The organism is Pseudomonas sp. JQ36, from assembly GCF_053851495.1.
The window spans coordinates 5,782,323-5,799,695 of record NZ_CM132642.1 but is presented as its reverse complement, the minus strand read 5'-3'; the positions used below and the strand labels follow the sequence as shown (position 1 = coordinate 5,799,695).

Below are 17,373 nucleotides of genomic sequence, written 5' to 3'. Positions count from 1 at the left end.
TTGAAAACTGGCTCGTAATGCTCATTGACTAAAGTCAACTCCGCTTACTCGCCAGTTTTCGCCTTGCCTTACCTTCGCTCGCAACGTTTCAAAATCCCCAGCAAAAGGCTAGGAGACACACATGCAATGGGAAGTCGTGATCGGGCTGGAGATTCACACTCAGCTCACTACCCGGTCGAAAATCTTTTCCGGTAGTTCCACCCAGTTCGGCTCCGAGCCGAACACCCAGGCCAGCCTGATCGACCTGGGCATGCCCGGCGTGTTGCCGGTGCTGAACCAGGAAGCGGTGCGCATGGCGGTGATGTTCGGTCTGGCGATTGACGCCGAGATCGGTCAGCACAACGTGTTCGCCCGTAAAAACTACTTCTACCCGGACCTGCCGAAGGGCTACCAGATCAGCCAGATGGAGTTGCCGATTGTCGGCAAGGGCCACCTGGACATCGCGCTGGAAGACGGCACCGTCAAACGTGTCGGCATCACCCGCGCGCACCTGGAAGAAGACGCCGGCAAGAGCCTGCACGAAGAATTCAACGGCGCCACCGGTATCGACCTGAACCGTGCCGGCACGCCGCTGCTGGAAATCGTTTCCGAACCGGACATGCGCAGCGCCAAGGAAGCCGTGGCTTATGTCAAGGCGATCCACGCGCTGGTGCGTTACCTGGGCATCTGCGACGGCAACATGGCCGAAGGTTCGCTGCGTTGCGACTGCAACGTGTCGGTACGTCCGAAAGGTCAGGTTGAGTTCGGCACCCGCTGCGAGATCAAGAACGTCAACTCGTTCCGCTTCATCGAGAAGGCGATCAACTCCGAGATCCAGCGGCAGATCGAGCTGATCGAAGACGGCGGCAAAGTGATCCAGCAGACCCGTCTGTACGATCCGAACAAGGACGAGACCCGTCCGATGCGCTCCAAAGAGGAAGCCAACGACTACCGTTACTTCCCCGATCCGGACCTGCTGCCGGTGGTCATCGAAGAGTCGTTCCTCGGCGAGGTGCGCGCCACCCTGCCGGAACTGCCACCGCAAAAACGCGAGCGCTTCCAGAGCCAGTTCGGTCTGTCGGCCTACGACGCCAACGTGCTGGCCACCAGCCGTGAGCAAGCGGACTACTTCGAGAAGGTCGCAGCCATCGGCGGCGACGCCAAACTGGCGGCGAACTGGGTGATGGTCGAGTTGGGCAGCCTGCTCAACAAGCAAGGCCTGGACATCGACGAGTCGCCGGTTTCCGCTGAACTGTTGGGCGGCATGCTGCAGCGCATCAAGGACAACACCATCTCCGGCAAGATCGCCAAAGTGGTGTTCGAAGCGATGGCCAACGGCGAAGGCACGGCGGACGAGATCATCGACAAGCGCGGTCTGAAGCAAGTGACCGACAGCGGCGCGATCTCCGCGGTACTGGACGAAATGCTCGCGGCCAACGCCGAGCAGGTCGAACAATACCGTGCGGCAGACGAAGCCAAACGCGGCAAGATGTTCGGCTTCTTCGTCGGTCAGGCCATGAAGGCTTCGAAAGGCAAAGCCAACCCGCAGCAAGTGAACGAACTGCTGAAAAGCAAGCTCGAAGGCTGATGAAAATGGGGCCAGACCTGAAGCCTGGCTCCATCCCCTGTGGGAACAATCTTCTATGGCAAGAGGTTTTTTGTGGTGAGGGGATTTATCCCCGATGGGCTGCGAAGCTGCCCCAATTCTTCTGTATCTGGAATTTGGGGGCGCTGCGCGCCCCATCGGGGATAAATCCCCTCGCCACAGAAGCTGATCTCCAAATTGGATTGTTTCCACATTTGTTTTGTGGAGCCTTTGAATGAAACGCCTGCTCGGCGCCTGCGCCCTGCTCTCCCTGCTGGCCGGTTGCGCCAGCACCGACATCATCGACCCGCACGGTTACGACCAGACCGGCGTCGCCTCTTATTACGGTGCCAAGCACCACGGTAAACGCACCGCCAGTGGCGAGCCGTTCAACCAGAATTCCCTGACCGCCGCCCATCGCCAGCTACCCTTCGGCACCCGGGTGAAGGTCACCAACCTGAAAAACGATGAATCCGTCGTGGTCCGCATCAATGACCGCGGCCCGCATACACGCGGGCGCCTGATCGACGTGTCTCGCGAGGCCGCCGAACAGCTGGGCATGTTGCGCAGCGGCACCGCACGGGTTCGCGTGCAGGCCCTCGACTGATGGAGCGCTGACCATTTTCGGATTAGCCGATTTACCCCTGATCAGCGTGATCGAACTGCTCGCGGGTCTGTGCCTGCTGATCTTCGGTGCCGAACTTATGGTACGTGCGGCGGTGCGCTTGGCGGCGCGTCTGCATGTACGGCCGCTGATCATCGGCCTGACCATCGTCGCCCTCGGCAGCAGTGCGCCACAAATGGCCATCAGCCTGCAAGCCGCATTGGCGCACAACCCCGACATCGCAGTCGGCAGCGTGGTCGGCAGCAGCATCTTCAATATCCTCGTGACCCTCGGCCTGTCGGCACTGATCATTCCGCTGCGGGTCTCGCGGCAACTGGTGCGCCTGGATATTCCATTGATGATCGGCGCCAGCCTGCTGGTATTCGTATTGGCGTGGAACGAAGAAATCGGGCGTTTCGACGGCATCCTGTTGTTGGCCGCATTAGCGCTGTATCTCGGCTTATTGTTGCGCCAGTCACGGCACTCGACACGGCCGCATACAGAGCGAGTTGAAACACCCCAAACGTCGTGGATCGGCAGTTCTCTGATGATCATCGTCGGTTTGGCGATGCTGGTATTTGCCGGGCACCTTTTGCTCGGAGCTGCCGTGGTGGTAGCAACTGATCTTGGATTTTCCGAGCGCGTCATTGGCCTGACCGTCGTCGCTGTCGGCACCTCCCTGCCGGAACTGGCCACTTCGCTGATCGCCGCACTGCGCGGACAACGGGATATTGCCGTCGGCAACGTGATCGGTGCCAACCTGTTCAATCTGCTCGGGGTACTCGGCCTGACCGCACTGATCGCACCGACGCCACTGTCGGTGTCGCCGAACGCACTGGATTTCGACCTGCCGGTGATGCTCGGCGTCGCCGCGCTGTGCCTGCCGGTGTTCTATTCCGGCTACCGCGTGACCCGTGCCGAAGGTTTGCTGTTGCTCGGTTTGTATTTGGCGTACGGGCTGCACGTGGTGTCGTTTACCACCGGCATGCCACTGGCCGGCAAGCTTGAAAAGTTGATGCTGTTCTACGTGCTGCCGACGCTGTTGACGTTTCTGTTGTTCACGTCGATCCGCGCCTGGCGCCGCCAACACCACAAGAGGGATATGCCATGACCGAATCGAAGAAGTCCGGGGTTGAAGTCCGCCGCCAGGTAATGGGCGATGCGTTTGTTGATCGCGCCATGGGCAACGCCACCGAGTTCACTCAACCCTTGCAGGATTTCGTCAATGAACATGCCTGGGGTGGCGTGTGGAATCGTGAGGGTCTGCCGCTGAAAACCCGCAGCCTGATCACGCTTGCTGCGCTGACCGCGTTGAAGTGCCCGCAAGAGCTGAAGGGCCATGTGCGTGGTGCGCTGAACAATGGCTGCACGGTGGATGAGATTCGCGAGGCGCTGCTGCATTGCGCGGTGTATGCCGGCGTGCCGGCGGCGATTGATGCGTTTCGTGCGGCGCAGGAAGTGATCGATACCTACCAGAAACCTGAGTGACTGGACTGACGCCTTCGCGAGCAAGCCCGCTCCCACAGGGTTCTTTGGTGTTGTTGAAATCTGATTAACAACACAAAAACCTGTGGGAGCGGGCTTGCTCGCGAAGAGGCCCTTTCAGCCACTGAAGATCTGCCAGTCAGATCCACCCACCCCACTGCAACAGAAAGATCCCGATATTGGTGGTGATCGCCGCCATCAGCGTGGTCAGCACAATGATCGCCGCCGCCAGCTCATGATTGCCCTGCGCTGCCCGGGCCATGACGAAACTGGCCGCCGCCGTCGGGCTGCCGAAGTACAGAAACAGAATCCCCAGCTCCGCCCCGCGAAAACCCCACAGCCATGCGCCGAGCGTCGCCAGCACCGGCAGGCCGATCATCTTCACCAGACTCGAACTCAGCGCCATGCTGCCGCTCTTGCGCAGCGCTGCCAGTGACAGCGTGCCGCCAATGCAGATCAGCGCCAGCGGCAAGGTGGTTTGCGCCAGATACTGGCCAGAGGTTTCCAGCCAGCCCGGCAGGCTGATCTGAAAATACGCGAACGGCGCGGCGGCAATCACGCTGATGATCAGCGGGTTGCTGAACACGCTTTTGCAGATGCTCCACGGATCGGACTTGATCACCGGGCTGTACACCGCGAGCACGATGGTCGACAGGGTGTTGTAGAACAGGATCACCAGCGCCGCGAGAATCGCCCCGAGGGAAATCCCGTAGTCACCGTACATGCTCGCCGCCAGCGCCAGACCGATCACCCCGTTGTTGCCGCGAAACGCGCCTTGAGTGTAAATGCCGCGATCTTCGCGCGGGCACTTGATGATCGCCCAGCCCCAGGCCAGGGCAAAACTCACCAGCGTGGCGAGCGCAAAGTAGATCAGCAGCGCCGGTTGCAGCGCGGCGTGCAGATCCGCATGCAGAATCCCGAGAAACAGCAGCGCCGGCATGCTGACGTTGAACACCAGCGAGGAAGCGGTGTGGATGAAGTTGTCGTTGATCCAGTCGATGCGTTTGAGCAACACCCCGAGAAACAGCATGGCGAACACCGGTGCAGTGATGTTCAGGGTTTCGAGGAAGATTGCCAGCATGCCGGGGGAGCCTTTGGGTGAGCGTCGTCAGGGCTTAATGATAAGCCAGCGAGTCCTCCGGCGTCTGTCAGATTGCCTTCGCGAGCAAGCCCGCTCCCACAGAAACACCACAGATCCAATGTGGGAGCGGTCACACTTGTGGCGAGGGAGCTTGCTCCCGCTGGGTCGCGAAGCGGCCCCAAAAGATGGGACTGCTACGCAGTCCAGCGGGAGCAAGCTCCTCGCCACAGGGTCAGGTAATCGGCGCCGGATTGAACAACGTAATGTCGTTATGCAGCTTGTGCTTCTCCGCCCAGGTCTGTTGCTTGCCGCTCGCCACATCCAGGTAGTAGTGGAACAACTCCCAGCCCAATTCCTCGATGGTCGCGCGACCGGTGGCGATCCGTCCGGCGTCGATATCGATCAGGTCCGGCCAGCGCTGCGCCAACTCCGTACGCGTCGAAACCTTGACCACCGGCGCCATCGCCAAACCATACGGCGTACCCCGTCCGGTGGTGAACACATGCAGGTTCATCCCCGCTGCCAACTGCAAGGTGCCGCAGACAAAATCACTGGCAGGCGTCGCGCAGAAAATCAAACCCTTCTGCTTGAAACGCTCGCCCGGGCCGAGCACGCCATTGATCGCGCTGCTGCCGGATTTGACGATCGAGCCCAGCGACTTCTCGACAATGTTCGACAACCCGCCCTTCTTGTTGCCCGGCGTGGTGTTGGCACTGCGATCCGCTTCACCTTTGGCCAGATAACGGTCGTACCAATCCATCTCGCGCACCAGTTCTTGCGCCACGGTTCTGGTTTCGGCACGGGAGGTCAGCAGGTAGATCGCATCGCGCACTTCGGTGACTTCGGAAAACATCACCGTCGCCCCGGCGCGCAGCAGCAAGTCCGAGGCATATCCCAGCGCCGGGTTGGCGGTGATGCCGGAGAACGCATCGCTGCCGCCGCACTGCATGCCGAGGATCAGCTCGGAGGCCGGCACGGTTTCGCGGCGGCGCTGGTTGAGCTTCTTCAACCGGACTTCAGCCAGCGCCATGATCTGCTCGATCATCTCGGTGAAACCGTGACTGGAATCCTGCAGGCGATACAGCCATGGCTCGCTCAAGTCGACCGAGGCATCGTCCTCATGCATCACCTGCCCGGCCTGCAATTTCTCGCAGCCCAGACTGATCACCAGCGCTTCGCCACCCAGGTTCGGGTTGCGCGCCAGATTGCGCACGGTGCGGATCGGGATGTAGGCGTCGGTGGCGGTGATCGCCACGCCGCAGCCGTAGCTGTGGGTCAGCGCCACCACATCATCGACGTGCGGATACTTCGGCAGCAACTCGTCCTTGATGCGTTTCACCGCGTGATCGAGCACACCAGTCACGCACTGCACCGTGGTGGTGATCCCGAGGATATTGCGCGTGCCGACGGTGCCGTCGGCGTTGCGATAACCCTCGAACGTGAAGCCTTCCAGCGGGGCCTGCGCGGTCGGCACTTCGGTGGACAGCGGCAGGCTGTCCAGCGGCGGCGCGGTGGGCATGCGCAGTTGATCTTCCTTGACCCAGCTGCCGCGTGGAATCGGCTGCAACGCGTAGCCGATGGTCTGGCCGTAGCGAATCACCTGGCCGCCCTCGGGAATGTCCTCGAGGGTGACCTTGTGGCTCTGCGGCACAAAATCCACGGTCACCAGACCGTCCGGGAACTCGGTGCCGGCCGGTACGCCCTGGTCGTTGACCACAATCACTACGTTGTCCCGCTCGTGCAGGCGGATGTAGCGCGGCGAGTCGGAATGTTCAATCAACTGCATGACGCCGCTCCTCAGGAATGCGCTTGAGACAATTTGCCGGTGACTTCAGAACCACCGTTGGTTGGCGGCTCTTTGAGCACCACACGTTTGATCGGGCCGACGATCACCAGGTAGCTGAACACTGCAACCAGTGCGTTGGCACCGACGAACACCAGCGCCCACTTGAACGAACCGGTGGAGCTGATGATGTAGCCAATCACGATCGGCGTGGTAATCGAGGCGATGTTGCCGAAGGTATTGAACAGGCCGCCGCTCAGACCGGCGATCTGTTTTGGCGAAGTGTCGGACACCACTGCCCAACCCAGTGCGCCCACGCCTTTGCCGAAGAATGCCAAAGCCATGAAGCCAACCACCATCCACTCCACATCAACATAGTTGCAAGCGACGATGCTGCTGGACACCAGCAGACCGGCGATGATCGGTGCCTTGCGCGCGAAGGTCAGCGAATGCCCTTTGCGCAGCAGGTAATCGGAAATCACCCCGCCAAGCACACCACCGATGAAACCGCAGATCGCCGGCAGCGAGGCAATGAAACCGGCCTTGAGGATGGTCATACCGCGTTCCTGCACCAGGTACACCGGGAACCAGGTCAGGAAAAAATAGGTGATGCCGTTGATGCAGTACTGGCCCAGATACACGCCGAGCATCATGCGGTTGGTCAGCAACTGACGGATGTAATCCCACTTCGGACCGTCGGATTTTTTGCCCTTCTGATCCATGTCGACCATACCGCCGTTGTCGGCGATGTGCTTGAACTCGGCGTCGTTGATGCGAGGGTGTTCGCGCGGGCTATAGATGACTTTCAGCCAGACCAGCGAAAACACGATGCCGAGCATACCCATGACGATGAACACGTGCTCCCAACCGAAGGAATACACGATCCAGCCCATCAACGGCGCGAACAACACGGTGGCAAAGTATTGCGCCGAGTTGAAGATTGCCGAAGCCGTACCGCGTTCAGCGGTCGGGAACCAGGCGGCAACAATGCGCGCGTTGCCGGGGAAGGATGGCGCTTCGGCCAGACCCACCAGAAAACGCAGCATGAACAGCGCAACGATCGCCGTGGACATGCCGAATTCACCGACAAAGCCTTGCAGCACGGTGAACAGCGACCAGGTGAAAATGCTCAGGGCGTAGACTTTTTTCGAGCCGAAGCGATCGAGCAGCCAGCCCCCGGGAATCTGCCCGGCAACATAGGCCCAACCGAAAGCGGAGAAGATATAGCCGAGGGTGACCGCGTCGATGCCGAGGTCTTTTTGCAGGCTGGAACCGGCGATCGCGATGGTCGCGCGGTCGGCGTAGTTGATCGTGGTCACCAGAAACAGCATGAGCAGGATCAAATAGCGGACGTGAGTCGGCTTGGACGATTGCATGTAGATGTACTCCCACTGATTATTTTTATGCGCGGGTGAATCTGTATGTATTCCCTGTAGGAGCTGCCGAAGGCTCGGGCCGCGATCGGACGATCTTTTGATCTTCAAAAGCAAAGATCGCAGCCTTCGGCAGCTCCTACAGGGGTATTGCTGTATCAGGAGCCGATGTAGCTGGTCTTCACGACCGTGTAGAACTCTTGTGCATAGCGGCCTTGCTCACGTGAGCCATAGGATGAACCCTTACGGCCACCGAACGGAACGTGGTAATCGACACCGGCGGTCGGCAGGTTGACCATCACCATCCCGGCTTGCGAATGACGCTTGAAGTGGTTGGCGTACTTCAGCGACGTGGTAGCAATACCGGCCGACAGACCGAACTCGGTGTCGTTGGCCATCGCCAGCGCCGCCTCGTAATCGGCCACGCGAACGACGTTGGCCACCGGGCCGAAAATCTCTTCACGGCTGATGCGCATCGACGCTTCGCTGTCGGCAAACAGCGTTGGCGCGAGGAAGTAACCTTCGGTGTCGCAAGTCACCAGACCACCGCCGCTGACCAGACGCGCACCTTCGCTCTGGCCGATGTCGATGTACTTCATGTCCTGTTCAAGCTGCGCTTGGGAAACCACCGGACCGATGTCAGTGCCGGACTTCAGCGCGTGGCCGACCTTGATCGACTGCATGCGCTCGGCCATGGCCTCGACGAACTTGTCGTGAATCCCGGCGGTGACGATCAAGCGGCTCGACGCCGTGCAACGCTGGCCGGTGGAGTAGAACGCGCTCTGCACCGACAGCTCGACTGCTTGCTTGAGGTCGGCGTCGTCGAGAATGATCTGCGGGTTCTTGCCGCCCATTTCCAGCTGCACCTTGGCCTGGCGCGACACGCAATTAACGGCGATCTGCCGACCCACGCCCACCGAACCGGTGAAGCTGATGCCATCGACTTTCGGGCTGTTGACCAGCGCTTCGCCAACCACCCGGCCGCTGCCCATCACCAGATTGAACACGCCGGCCGGGAAGCCTGCGCGGGAGATGATTTCCGCCAGCGCCCAGGCACAGCCTGGCACCAGATCCGCCGGTTTCAGCACCACGCAGTTGCCGTAGGCCAACGCCGGGGCGATCTTCCACGCCGGAATCGCAATCGGGAAGTTCCACGGAGTGATCAGACCGACCACGCCGAGGGCTTCGCGAGTCACTTCGACGTTGACGCCCGGGCGCACCGACGGCACATAGTCGCCGGACAGACGCAGGCATTCACCGGCGAAAAACTTGAAGATGTTGCCGGCGCGGGTCACTTCGCCGATGGCTTCGGGCAGGGTCTTGCCCTCTTCCCGGGCCAGCAGGGTGCCGAGTTCTTCGCGACGGGCGAGGATTTCCGTGCCGACTTTATCCAGCGCATCGTGACGGGCCTGAATGCCCGAAGTCGACCACGCCGGGAACGCGGTGCGGGCCGCATCGATAGCGGCGTTAACCTGAGTCAGGTCAGCCTTGGCGTAGTCGCCGATGGTGTCGCTCAACTCAGACGGGTTGATGTTGGCCGAGTAATCGGCACCGGCAACCCATTCACCGTTGATGTAGTTGTCGTAACGCTTGGAATCAGCCACAGAAAATTCTCCTCTCTACGCAAAAGCCGCTGATTGCTCAGCGGCCTCTTGGGTCGGTGTTTATTGCGCGCCTTGCTTGTCGATCAGCGCGGCGAGCATTTCGTACTCTTCGCCGGTCAGGTCGGTCAGCGGCGCCCGCACCGGACCTGCGTCATAGCCGGCGATCTTGGCGCCTGCCTTGACGATGCTCACGGCATAACCGGCCTTGCGGTTGCGGATGTCGAGGTACGGCAGGAAGAAGTCGTCAATGATCTTGCCGACAGTGGCGTGATCTTCGCGAGCAATGGCGTGGTAGAAATCCATCGCGGTTTTCGGGATGAAGTTGAACACCGCCGACGAGTAAACCGGCACGCCCAAAGCCTTATAGGCAGCGGCGTAGACTTCGGCGGTCGGCAGACCACCGAGGTAGCTGAAGCGATCACCGAGGCGGCGACGGATCGACACCATCAGCTCGATATCGCCCAGACCATCCTTGTAGCCGATCAGGTTCGGGCAGCGCTCGGCCAGACGTTCCAGCAGTGGCGCGGTCAGGCGGCAGACGTTGCGGTTGTAGACCACCACGCCGATGTTCACCGATTTGCACACCGCTTCAACGTGGGCGGCGACGCCGTCCTGGCTGGCTTCGGTCAGGTAGTGCGGCAGCAGCAACAGGCCTTTGGCGCCCAGACGCTCGGCTTCCTGCGCGTACTCGATGGCCTGACGGGTCGAGCCGCCGACGCCGGCCAGAATCGGCACGCTGGTGGCACAGGTATCGACCGCCGTCTTGATGATTTCCGAGTATTCGCTGGCTGCCAGGGAGAAGAACTCACCGGTGCCGCCGGCGGCGAACAGTGCCGACGCGCCGTACGGGGCCAGCCATTCCAGACGCTTGATATAGCCAGCGCGATTGAAGTCGCCCTGGGCATTGAAATCGGTGACCGGGAACGACAGCAGACCGGCGGAGAGGATGGACTTCAGTTCTTGTGGATTCATTTTTCGAACACCCTGGGTAGCAACATTTTTTTGTGAGTTTTATGGTTCAGCCAGTGCTGAAGTTGTAGGTCATCGTACAACTTAAAAGATAACCGTCAACTGCATTTCATCGTCGCCTCACTCTTTTTGTCGGACAAGATTCGTTCTTGACGTAGGAAAAATCTGGGCTAGGCTCGATTTGACTGTATATCCATACAGTTAAAAATAAATCCACCGACGACATATCAAGGAGAAAGAAATGTCCGGACTGCGCCCGAAACCACAGGAAAGGCCCCAACCGGTCGTCGCCCGATTCGATGATCTTTTCACCGTAAATGGCATCCACTTCAACGCTGACAATCCGCATCTGCTGCTGCACATCGCCGACGCCCACAGCGATGTCGAACCGGCCACCGCCCTCCCCGGCAAAGCGTTGAGCATTCGGCCGCCACTGCGCTTCGAAGGCGCCGAACACACATCCATCGGCGACAACACCCTGCTGCGCTTCAACGCAAACGCCGAGCCGATTCGCGCGCAAAACGTGCCCTTGCACCTGCCCAATGGCCTCGCGCTGACCTACGGCCAGGTGGTAGCGCTGGCCGGAGATTTCTACGGCGTGGTCGATCGACCGATCAACGAAGGCGCGACCCCGGCTGATCGCCTGAACCGCTTCAGCGCGGCATTCGATTCTCTCGCCGTGCTCCCGGCCTCCCGCGCCGAGGCCACGCAGATTCTCGCGGTCATGCAAAAAGAGATCGACGCGGTTAAACAGGCGATCAAGGACGGTAAACCACCGCACGAAGCCTACGATGCACTGGGAGATACGTTGTCGGAAGAGTGGAACAAGCTCACCGGCGGCGGCAGTTTTGTCTCCGCGCTGTTCCCGCTCGGGCGTTATCTGAAACTGGCGGCGAACAACGCCGACCACTTCGGCGAATGGGCCAGACTGGCCTACATCGCCGGCCACACCGCCGCCCTGCAAACCGCCGTCGCGGCCCGCGCCACTCACGATGAACAACAATTGGAACGGGCCTACGCGATGAACGCGTTTGCCGACCACTTCCTCACCGACCTGTTCTCTGCCGGCCACCTGCGTGTGCCGCGCAAAGAGATGGCGGCGGTGGTCACGCCGAGCGATCTCGGCTCGCTGGTGACCCGTTTCATGCACGACGAGGACAGCAAATTCGGCCTCAACGTGCGCAACGCCCATGGCGATCAATGGCGCGCCTACGGCGACAAACGCTACTTCGACGCCAGCGATGCGGACAACCGCATCCAGGTCAATCTGGCGGTGCAGGCCTCGGCGGATGAAATCTTCGCCGCTTACCTCAGCGGCAACGTGCCCGCCCCTTCGACGTTTGCCGCGCTGCAACGGCTGCCGGATCTGACGGCGGTGCTGAATCTTTCCGGCAACTTCTCGCCGCTGTTCCGCGTCGAGGGCGGCAAGGTGCTGCGGCGAAAAGACGTGAACAACCTCAACGACACCGCCACCATCGATGACTGGTGGGGCTGGAGCACCTACCTGCTGCTCAAGGACTACCACCCGACGGGCAACGTCAACTAAGGAGAATGAGCATGACGATCACATTGAAACTGGAACTGGCGTCGGGGCAGTCGCTGCAAGGTGCGCCGCTGGAGTTGCTGGCAGATGGCAAGCCGATTGCGCTGGGGATTGTGGATGAGGACGGTTTGGTGGCGTTTACTGCCAGGCCGGGGAAAGCGCAACTGGCGGTGAGGGTGGATCGCTCGATATTGCCGCGCTGAATTCACCGGCCCCTTCGCGAGCAAGCCCGCTCCCACGTTGGAATGCATTTCAAGTGTGGGAGCGGGCTTGCTCGCGAAAGCGCTGTGTCGTTGCATAAATCAGCGGCTTACCGTTCGTCGAGACTGGTATTTCTTACAGGTGCTTTGCTTTCTTGATCAAGACATTAATCAGGTCGTGCCGATATCGGCCTGGACGACCAAAAGGATCTTGAACATGAAAGACAAAAGCTTCGCTGTAACAATGCTGCCGGCTCCTTCGCTTAAAGAAGCGATCAATGGGGTGCTCTACGTTCATAACCTGATTGATGAGGCCCATGGGGAAGTGCCCGTGCTTCCAAACGCAGTCCCTGGGGACACGATCAAACTGACAGTGAGTAACTCGGACGGCTTCCTGGAATGGGAAACAAAGATCGTACTGACTGCTATCACCATCGGAAAGCCGATTGTATTGCCAATCCCGAAAACGACGTTTGAAAGAATGCTCAATGCTGAAACGAACGCCGTATTGCAGTACTCCCTCGAAAGTGCGGGCAATCAAAAGCTTTCAATGCAACTGTTAATCGAGCTTAAAGACTGATTCAACCTCACCCCTGCGCCTGCGCCTCTTCATGGGCCTGGCGCAGTCTTTCGCGGCTGTTGGTCAAGTGCAGACGCATTGCCGCTCGTGCCGCATCGGAATCCTGACGGGCAATCGCATCGTAGATTTCCTCGTGCTCGCGGCTCAGGCGGTTCATGTAGTGCTGCTGATCATCATGGGCCAGGCGCGCCGAATTCAGCCGCGTACGCGGAATGATGCTGGTGCCCAGGTGGGTCATGATGTCGGTGAAGTAGCGGTTGCCGGTGGACAGGGCGATTTCCAGGTGGAAAGCGAAGTCCGAGGCCACCGCATCGCTGGCGTGGGCCACGCTGTCGTTCAGCGCATCGAGGGCGGCACGCATGGTCGCCAGTTGCTCGGGGCTGCGGCGTTGCGCGGCGAGGCCGGCGGACTCCACTTCCAGGCTGATGCGCAATTCGAGAATCGCCAGCACATCACGCAGGGTGACGACCGTGGCCGGGTCGATGCGAAAACCGCTGGGGCTCGGCGTGTCGAGCACGAAGGTGCCGATGCCGTGGCGGGTTTCCACCTGGCCGGCAGCCTGCAAGCGGGAGATCGCCTCGCGCACCACGGTGCGGCTGACACCGTGCTCCTGCATGATCGCCGACTCGGTGGGCAATTTGTCGCCGCGCTTGAGCAGACCGTCGCGGATCTGCTCGGTCAGCACCGTCACCAGCTCCTGAGCCAGGCTGCGGCGCTTGCGTGGGAGGCGTGGAGTGTCGATCGGGTTTTCCATGGTCAACGTCTGGTCTCGAAAATTCGGCTTGGTAGGCATCATAGCGCACGCGGGTTGTACGATCACATCCCGCCTCACATTACGCCATGTGGGAGCGGGCTTGAACTGGTCAAGTAATCTTGGACACTGATTAAGGTTTCACGCCGCCAACTTCTCCTTGGCGACTGGTGACCGATAGTCGTTGTAGCTATGTGGCCTGGTGATGTTGTAGCGCGATACATAGCGCTGCACATCCGCTCGGGCCTCGTGTTCCGATACGTAGCCTGCTTCTGGCACCCACTCTGATTTCAAACTTCCAAAGAAACGCTCCATCGCAGCGTTGTCCCAGCATTCGCCTTTACGGCTCATGCTCTGCCGGAGTCCATGTTCCAGCAGTTCATTTCTGAATTTATGGCTGGTGTACTGGCAACCTTGGTCGGAGTGAAACAGTACGTCTTTTGGGCGACCGCGTAGTTCAATCGCCATCCGCAGGGCTTCGCAGGTCAGCGTGGCATCGGAGATCATCGAAAACGACCAGCCCACGATCCGGCGAGCGAACAAGTCCAGAACCGCCGCGAAATACAGCCAGCGCTTGCCGACTTTGATGTACGTCACGTCCCCACACCACACCTGATTGACCGCCGTAACATCAAACTTGCGTTTGAGCACATGCGGTGCCACCAACGCTTCCACGCCGGGTGACTTGTACTTATGGCGCCGGCGTTGACGGCTGACAATGCCTGCTTCTCGCATCAAGCTGCGAGCCATGAACCGCCCGACATCATGCCCGCCGGCTTGCAGCTGTTTAGCCAAGGTACGAGCGCCCGCAGACTCTCTCGACGCCTTGTGGTGCTTGACCAGCATGGCCTTGAGCTGCTCTCGCTTAGGGCTCACTTTGCCTTGGCGCTGACGCCATGCGTAAAAGCTACTGCGGTTTATTCCGAACACACGACAGCAATCGTTAACGCCGTACTGCTCGCCCAGCTCACAGATCAACGAGAGTGATCTTTGGCGTCCAAAAGCAGGAGAGCACTGGCCTTTTTTAGGATTTCGATATCCCGATCTTTTTGCCTGAGCAAGGCTTTAAGTTCCTGAATCTCTCGCTGATCCGCGGTGATCGCCTTGGCTCCCACCGGAGTCGAGCCCAAGCGTTCCTTGCGAACCTGATCGACCCAGCGGCGTAAGGCCGTAGGGCCAATATCCAAACTGGCACAGACCTCGGGAACCGACTGCCCCTCGTCCAGCACCATGCTGGCAGCCTTGAGTTTGAACTCACTTGAATAAGATTTACGCATATCCAAACACCTCAGATTTGGGCGCCATCATAGCGCCCGATTGAGGTGTCCAAAATCATTAGGCCAGTTCAGCTTGCTCGCGAAGGCGGTGTGTCAGGCAACCGATTTGTCGACTGAAGGGACGCCTTCGCGAGCAAGCCCGCTCCCACAGGGGGTTGTGGTGATCACGCGGTCACGGCCTGCTCCACCAGATGCCCGCTGTCGATCCGCACATGCCGCGGGTGGAAACGCTTGAGGCTGCTGCGATGGCCAACGCTGACAATGCTCAGGCCCGGCAACTGATCGATCAGCGCCTGATACAACGTTGCCTCATCCTCTTCATCCATCGCCGACGTCGCTTCGTCCATATACAGCCATTGCGGTGCGTAAAGCATGGCGCGGGCGAAGGCAAGACGTTGCTGTTCACCCGGCGACAGCATGCGCTGCCAGTGATTGGCTTCGTCCAGACGCGCAACCAGATGCGGCAGACGGCAGATTTCCAGCACTTCGGCATAACGCTCAGGCGCGTAGGTCTCACTCGGCTGTGGATAACTCAAGGCCTCGCGCAAGGTGCCGATCGGCAGGTACGGTTTCTGCGGCAGGAACAGGTAACGTGCCGCCGGCAACCGGATGTTGCCGTGCCCCGCCGGCCACAGATGTCCCATCGCTCGCAGCAACGTCGACTTGCCGCTGCCGGATCGGCCGCTGAGCATTACACGCTCACCCGGCTCGACTGTCATGTCGGCATTGGTCAGCAGATGACGACCATCAGCCAGATCCAGACCGAGATTGTGTACTTGCAATTCGCTGCCCTTATTCTGCACATCGATGGCTGGGCGGCGCTGTTCGTTATCGGTCATGGCCTGACGGAAACTCAGCAGACGATCACAGGTGGCACGCCAGGACGCGAGGCTCTGGTAGGCACTGATAAACCAGCTGAAACTCTCCTGGACGTTGCCGAACGCCGAGCTGATCTGCATCAGCTCACCGAGTTCGATCTTGCCGGCGAGGTAACGCGGCGACGCAACGATAAACGGGAAGATGATCGCCGCCTGGCTGTAACCGGCGGTGAAAAATGTCAGGCGCTTGGACACTTTCATGATGTCCCAGAAGTTATGCCAGACCATGCCGAAACGGTTGCTCAAGCGGCGATTCTCGTTCGGCTCGCCGTTGTACAACGCGATGCTCTCGGCATTTTCACGAATCCGCACCATGGAAAAACGCAGGTCGGCTTCGAAGCGTTGTTGTTGGTTATTCAGGCCGATCAGGCGACGACCGATCAAATGCGTCAGCCAGCTGCCCACCACGGCGTAGACCAGCACGCACCAGAACATGTAGCCGGGAATGGTGATGCCATAGACTTCGATGCTGCCTGACACGCCCCACAAAATGATCGAGAACGACACCAGACTGACGATATTGCGCAGCAGGCCGATCCCCAACTCAAGGGTGTTGGAAGTGAAGTTGTTGAGGTCTTCGGAAATCCGCTGATCCGGGTTATCGGTGTAACCGCCCTGCTCCAGCTGGTAGTAATTCTTGTCGGCGAGCCAACGGGAGAAATGCTTTTCGGTGAGCCACGCCCGCCAGCGAATCGTCAGCATCTGGGTCAGATACAGCCGATACACCGCACCGACAATCGCCACCGCCGCAATGCCGCAGAAATACAGAATCAAGCGCCAGAACGCCGCTTCGTCCTTCTTTTGCAGGGCGTTGTAGAAATCCTTGTACCAGGTGTTGAACCACACCGAGATGCCCACGCTCAGCAGCGAGAGCGCGATCACCGCAATCAGCAACGTCCAGGCCTTGCCCTTCTCTTCGCTGCGCCAGTAAGGCGTGATGATCGCCCACACCTTGCGAAAAAACTGCCCGCGCACAGCATCGTTGACCGCGGAATATTCAGCGTTCTGATTCATGAAAAAGGCTCGATAAAGAAAAGAACAGATACGCACCGATCATAGATGATCGGTGCGTTTTATCGCCAGAGTGGGACTGGCTCATTCAGGGATTGTTCAGATTCATGGGGGTTTCAGTATCGCAGCGAGCGCACGTACCGTTCATCGGGACTGTCAGAGTTGACAGTAGAGGGGGGCGATTCAGGCTGATCAACTGGGCTGGCCTCCTGCAAGGAATTCGCTGTGAATCAGGAGAACAGATTACCCCTCTGACAACGAAAGGAATTGGTCATGAACAAAGAAGACAACCCGCTTAATGCTCCAACCAGCGATTCGATCAAGAAGGGCGAACTGTCTATCAGTGAGCTGAGTGATTCGGGGGCTACATTCATATTCTGGTCCGATAACCGTGAGGCAATTATCGATGTTGCCTGGATCGGTTATGACGACACCAAATCTGAAATCAACCGACAAGTCGGTAATCAGAACAAGGTCATTCTCCCGGTATCAAAAGCTATCTTGAAACAATGGGTAGGAAAGAAACTCTACGCACAATGCAACGGAACTCTGGGCGAATGGCATTACACATCGCCACCAACGCACTTCACGGTTGTACCTTGAGCCCAAGGCGCTACCCTAATGCAGGGTAGCGCCTGTTTCATTCAGTCCAGCTCATTTGGCCAGAAAA

17 protein-coding genes are annotated in these 17,373 nt (G+C 59.4%); 8 read left to right on the top strand and 9 right to left on the bottom strand.

Annotation, left to right across the window (positions count from 1 at the left end):
* Positions 1–121: 121 nt before the first annotated feature.
* From gatB to ACS4NR_RS26075, 4 genes are all read left to right on the top strand, one after another.
* Positions 122–1,567 (top strand): Asp-tRNA(Asn)/Glu-tRNA(Gln) amidotransferase subunit GatB, encoded by a 1,446-nt coding sequence (gene gatB / locus ACS4NR_RS26090; RefSeq protein ID WP_007961565.1) that lies wholly within the window; start codon positions 122–124, stop codon positions 1,565–1,567.
* 232 nt (positions 1,568–1,799) lie between these two features.
* A complete protein-coding gene (locus ACS4NR_RS26085; protein WP_456018692.1) occupies positions 1,800–2,171 on the top strand; it encodes a septal ring lytic transglycosylase RlpA family protein in 372 nt (123 codons plus the stop codon).
* Between the two features lie 46 nt (positions 2,172–2,217).
* A complete protein-coding gene (locus ACS4NR_RS26080; RefSeq protein ID WP_456018691.1) occupies positions 2,218–3,279 on the top strand; it encodes a calcium/sodium antiporter in 1,062 nt (353 codons plus the stop codon).
* Positions 3,276–3,656: a carboxymuconolactone decarboxylase family protein gene (locus ACS4NR_RS26075; RefSeq protein WP_456018690.1), complete on the top strand. Its 381-nt coding sequence runs from the start codon at positions 3,276–3,278 to the stop codon at positions 3,654–3,656. Before ACS4NR_RS26080 ends, ACS4NR_RS26075 begins: the two co-directional genes overlap by 4 nt.
* Positions 3,657–3,792: 136 nt before the next feature.
* Here ACS4NR_RS26075 and ACS4NR_RS26070 read toward each other — a convergent pair whose 3' ends face one another.
* From ACS4NR_RS26070 to kdgD, 5 genes are all read right to left on the bottom strand, one after another.
* Positions 3,793–4,734 carry an AEC family transporter gene (locus ACS4NR_RS26070; RefSeq protein WP_443532111.1) on the bottom strand — a complete coding sequence of 314 codons (942 nt, stop codon included), beginning with the start codon at positions 4,732–4,734 and terminating at the stop codon, positions 3,793–3,795.
* 232 nt (positions 4,735–4,966) lie between these two features.
* Complete coding sequence (gene garD, locus ACS4NR_RS26065) at positions 4,967–6,520, bottom strand: galactarate dehydratase (RefSeq protein WP_456018689.1); 1,554 nt, start codon at positions 6,518–6,520, stop codon at positions 4,967–4,969.
* 11 nt (positions 6,521–6,531) lie between these two features.
* Positions 6,532–8,001 (bottom strand): MFS transporter, encoded by a 1,470-nt coding sequence (locus ACS4NR_RS26060; protein ID WP_456018688.1) that lies wholly within the window; start codon positions 7,999–8,001, stop codon positions 6,532–6,534.
* 47 nt (positions 8,002–8,048) lie between these two features.
* Positions 8,049–9,494, bottom strand: a complete 1,446-nt coding sequence (locus ACS4NR_RS26055) for an aldehyde dehydrogenase family protein (RefSeq protein WP_166496174.1) — start codon at positions 9,492–9,494, stop codon at positions 8,049–8,051.
* 60 nt (positions 9,495–9,554) lie between these two features.
* Positions 9,555–10,466, bottom strand: coding sequence for a 5-dehydro-4-deoxyglucarate dehydratase (gene kdgD / locus ACS4NR_RS26050; protein WP_007981458.1), 912 nt, complete (start codon positions 10,464–10,466; stop codon positions 9,555–9,557).
* Positions 10,467–10,704: 238 nt separating this feature from the next.
* On the opposite strand from kdgD, the gene ACS4NR_RS26045 reads away from it, so the two are divergent.
* The 3 genes from ACS4NR_RS26045 to ACS4NR_RS26035 all read left to right on the top strand — a co-directional run bounded on the left by ACS4NR_RS26045 (position 10,705) and on the right by ACS4NR_RS26035 (position 12,786).
* Entirely contained in the window at positions 10,705–12,009 is a 1,305-nt protein-coding gene (locus tag ACS4NR_RS26045) for a phospholipase (RefSeq protein ID WP_456018687.1), read from the top strand.
* 11 nt (positions 12,010–12,020) lie between these two features.
* On the top strand, positions 12,021–12,209 hold the full coding sequence (locus tag ACS4NR_RS26040) for a hypothetical protein (protein ID WP_456018686.1): 189 nt from the start codon (positions 12,021–12,023) through the stop codon (positions 12,207–12,209).
* Between the two features lie 214 nt (positions 12,210–12,423).
* Positions 12,424–12,786, top strand: coding sequence for a hypothetical protein (locus ACS4NR_RS26035; RefSeq protein WP_456018685.1), 363 nt, complete (start codon positions 12,424–12,426; stop codon positions 12,784–12,786).
* Between the two features lie 7 nt (positions 12,787–12,793).
* Here the strand turns inward: ACS4NR_RS26035 and ACS4NR_RS26030 are convergent, their stop codons facing one another.
* The 4 genes from ACS4NR_RS26030 to ACS4NR_RS26015 all read right to left on the bottom strand — a co-directional run bounded on the left by ACS4NR_RS26030 (position 12,794) and on the right by ACS4NR_RS26015 (position 16,706).
* On the bottom strand, positions 12,794–13,540 hold the full coding sequence (locus tag ACS4NR_RS26030) for a FadR/GntR family transcriptional regulator (protein WP_177325602.1): 747 nt from the start codon (positions 13,538–13,540) through the stop codon (positions 12,794–12,796).
* Between the two features lie 138 nt (positions 13,541–13,678).
* Positions 13,679–14,515, bottom strand: a complete 837-nt coding sequence (locus tag ACS4NR_RS26025) for an IS3 family transposase (protein ID WP_456018684.1) — start codon at positions 14,513–14,515, stop codon at positions 13,679–13,681.
* Positions 14,512–14,814, bottom strand: a complete 303-nt coding sequence (locus ACS4NR_RS26020) for a transposase (RefSeq protein ID WP_225595758.1) — start codon at positions 14,812–14,814, stop codon at positions 14,512–14,514. Before ACS4NR_RS26020 ends, ACS4NR_RS26025 begins: the two co-directional genes overlap by 4 nt.
* Before the next feature lie 164 nt (positions 14,815–14,978).
* Positions 14,979–16,706, bottom strand: coding sequence for an ABC transporter ATP-binding protein/permease (locus tag ACS4NR_RS26015; protein ID WP_456018683.1), 1,728 nt, complete (start codon positions 16,704–16,706; stop codon positions 14,979–14,981).
* A 270-nt stretch (positions 16,707–16,976) separates the two neighbouring features.
* On the opposite strand from ACS4NR_RS26015, the gene ACS4NR_RS26010 reads away from it, so the two are divergent.
* Entirely contained in the window at positions 16,977–17,306 is a 330-nt protein-coding gene (locus tag ACS4NR_RS26010) for a hypothetical protein (protein WP_103367777.1), read from the top strand.
* Positions 17,307–17,373: the final 67 nt, after the last annotated feature.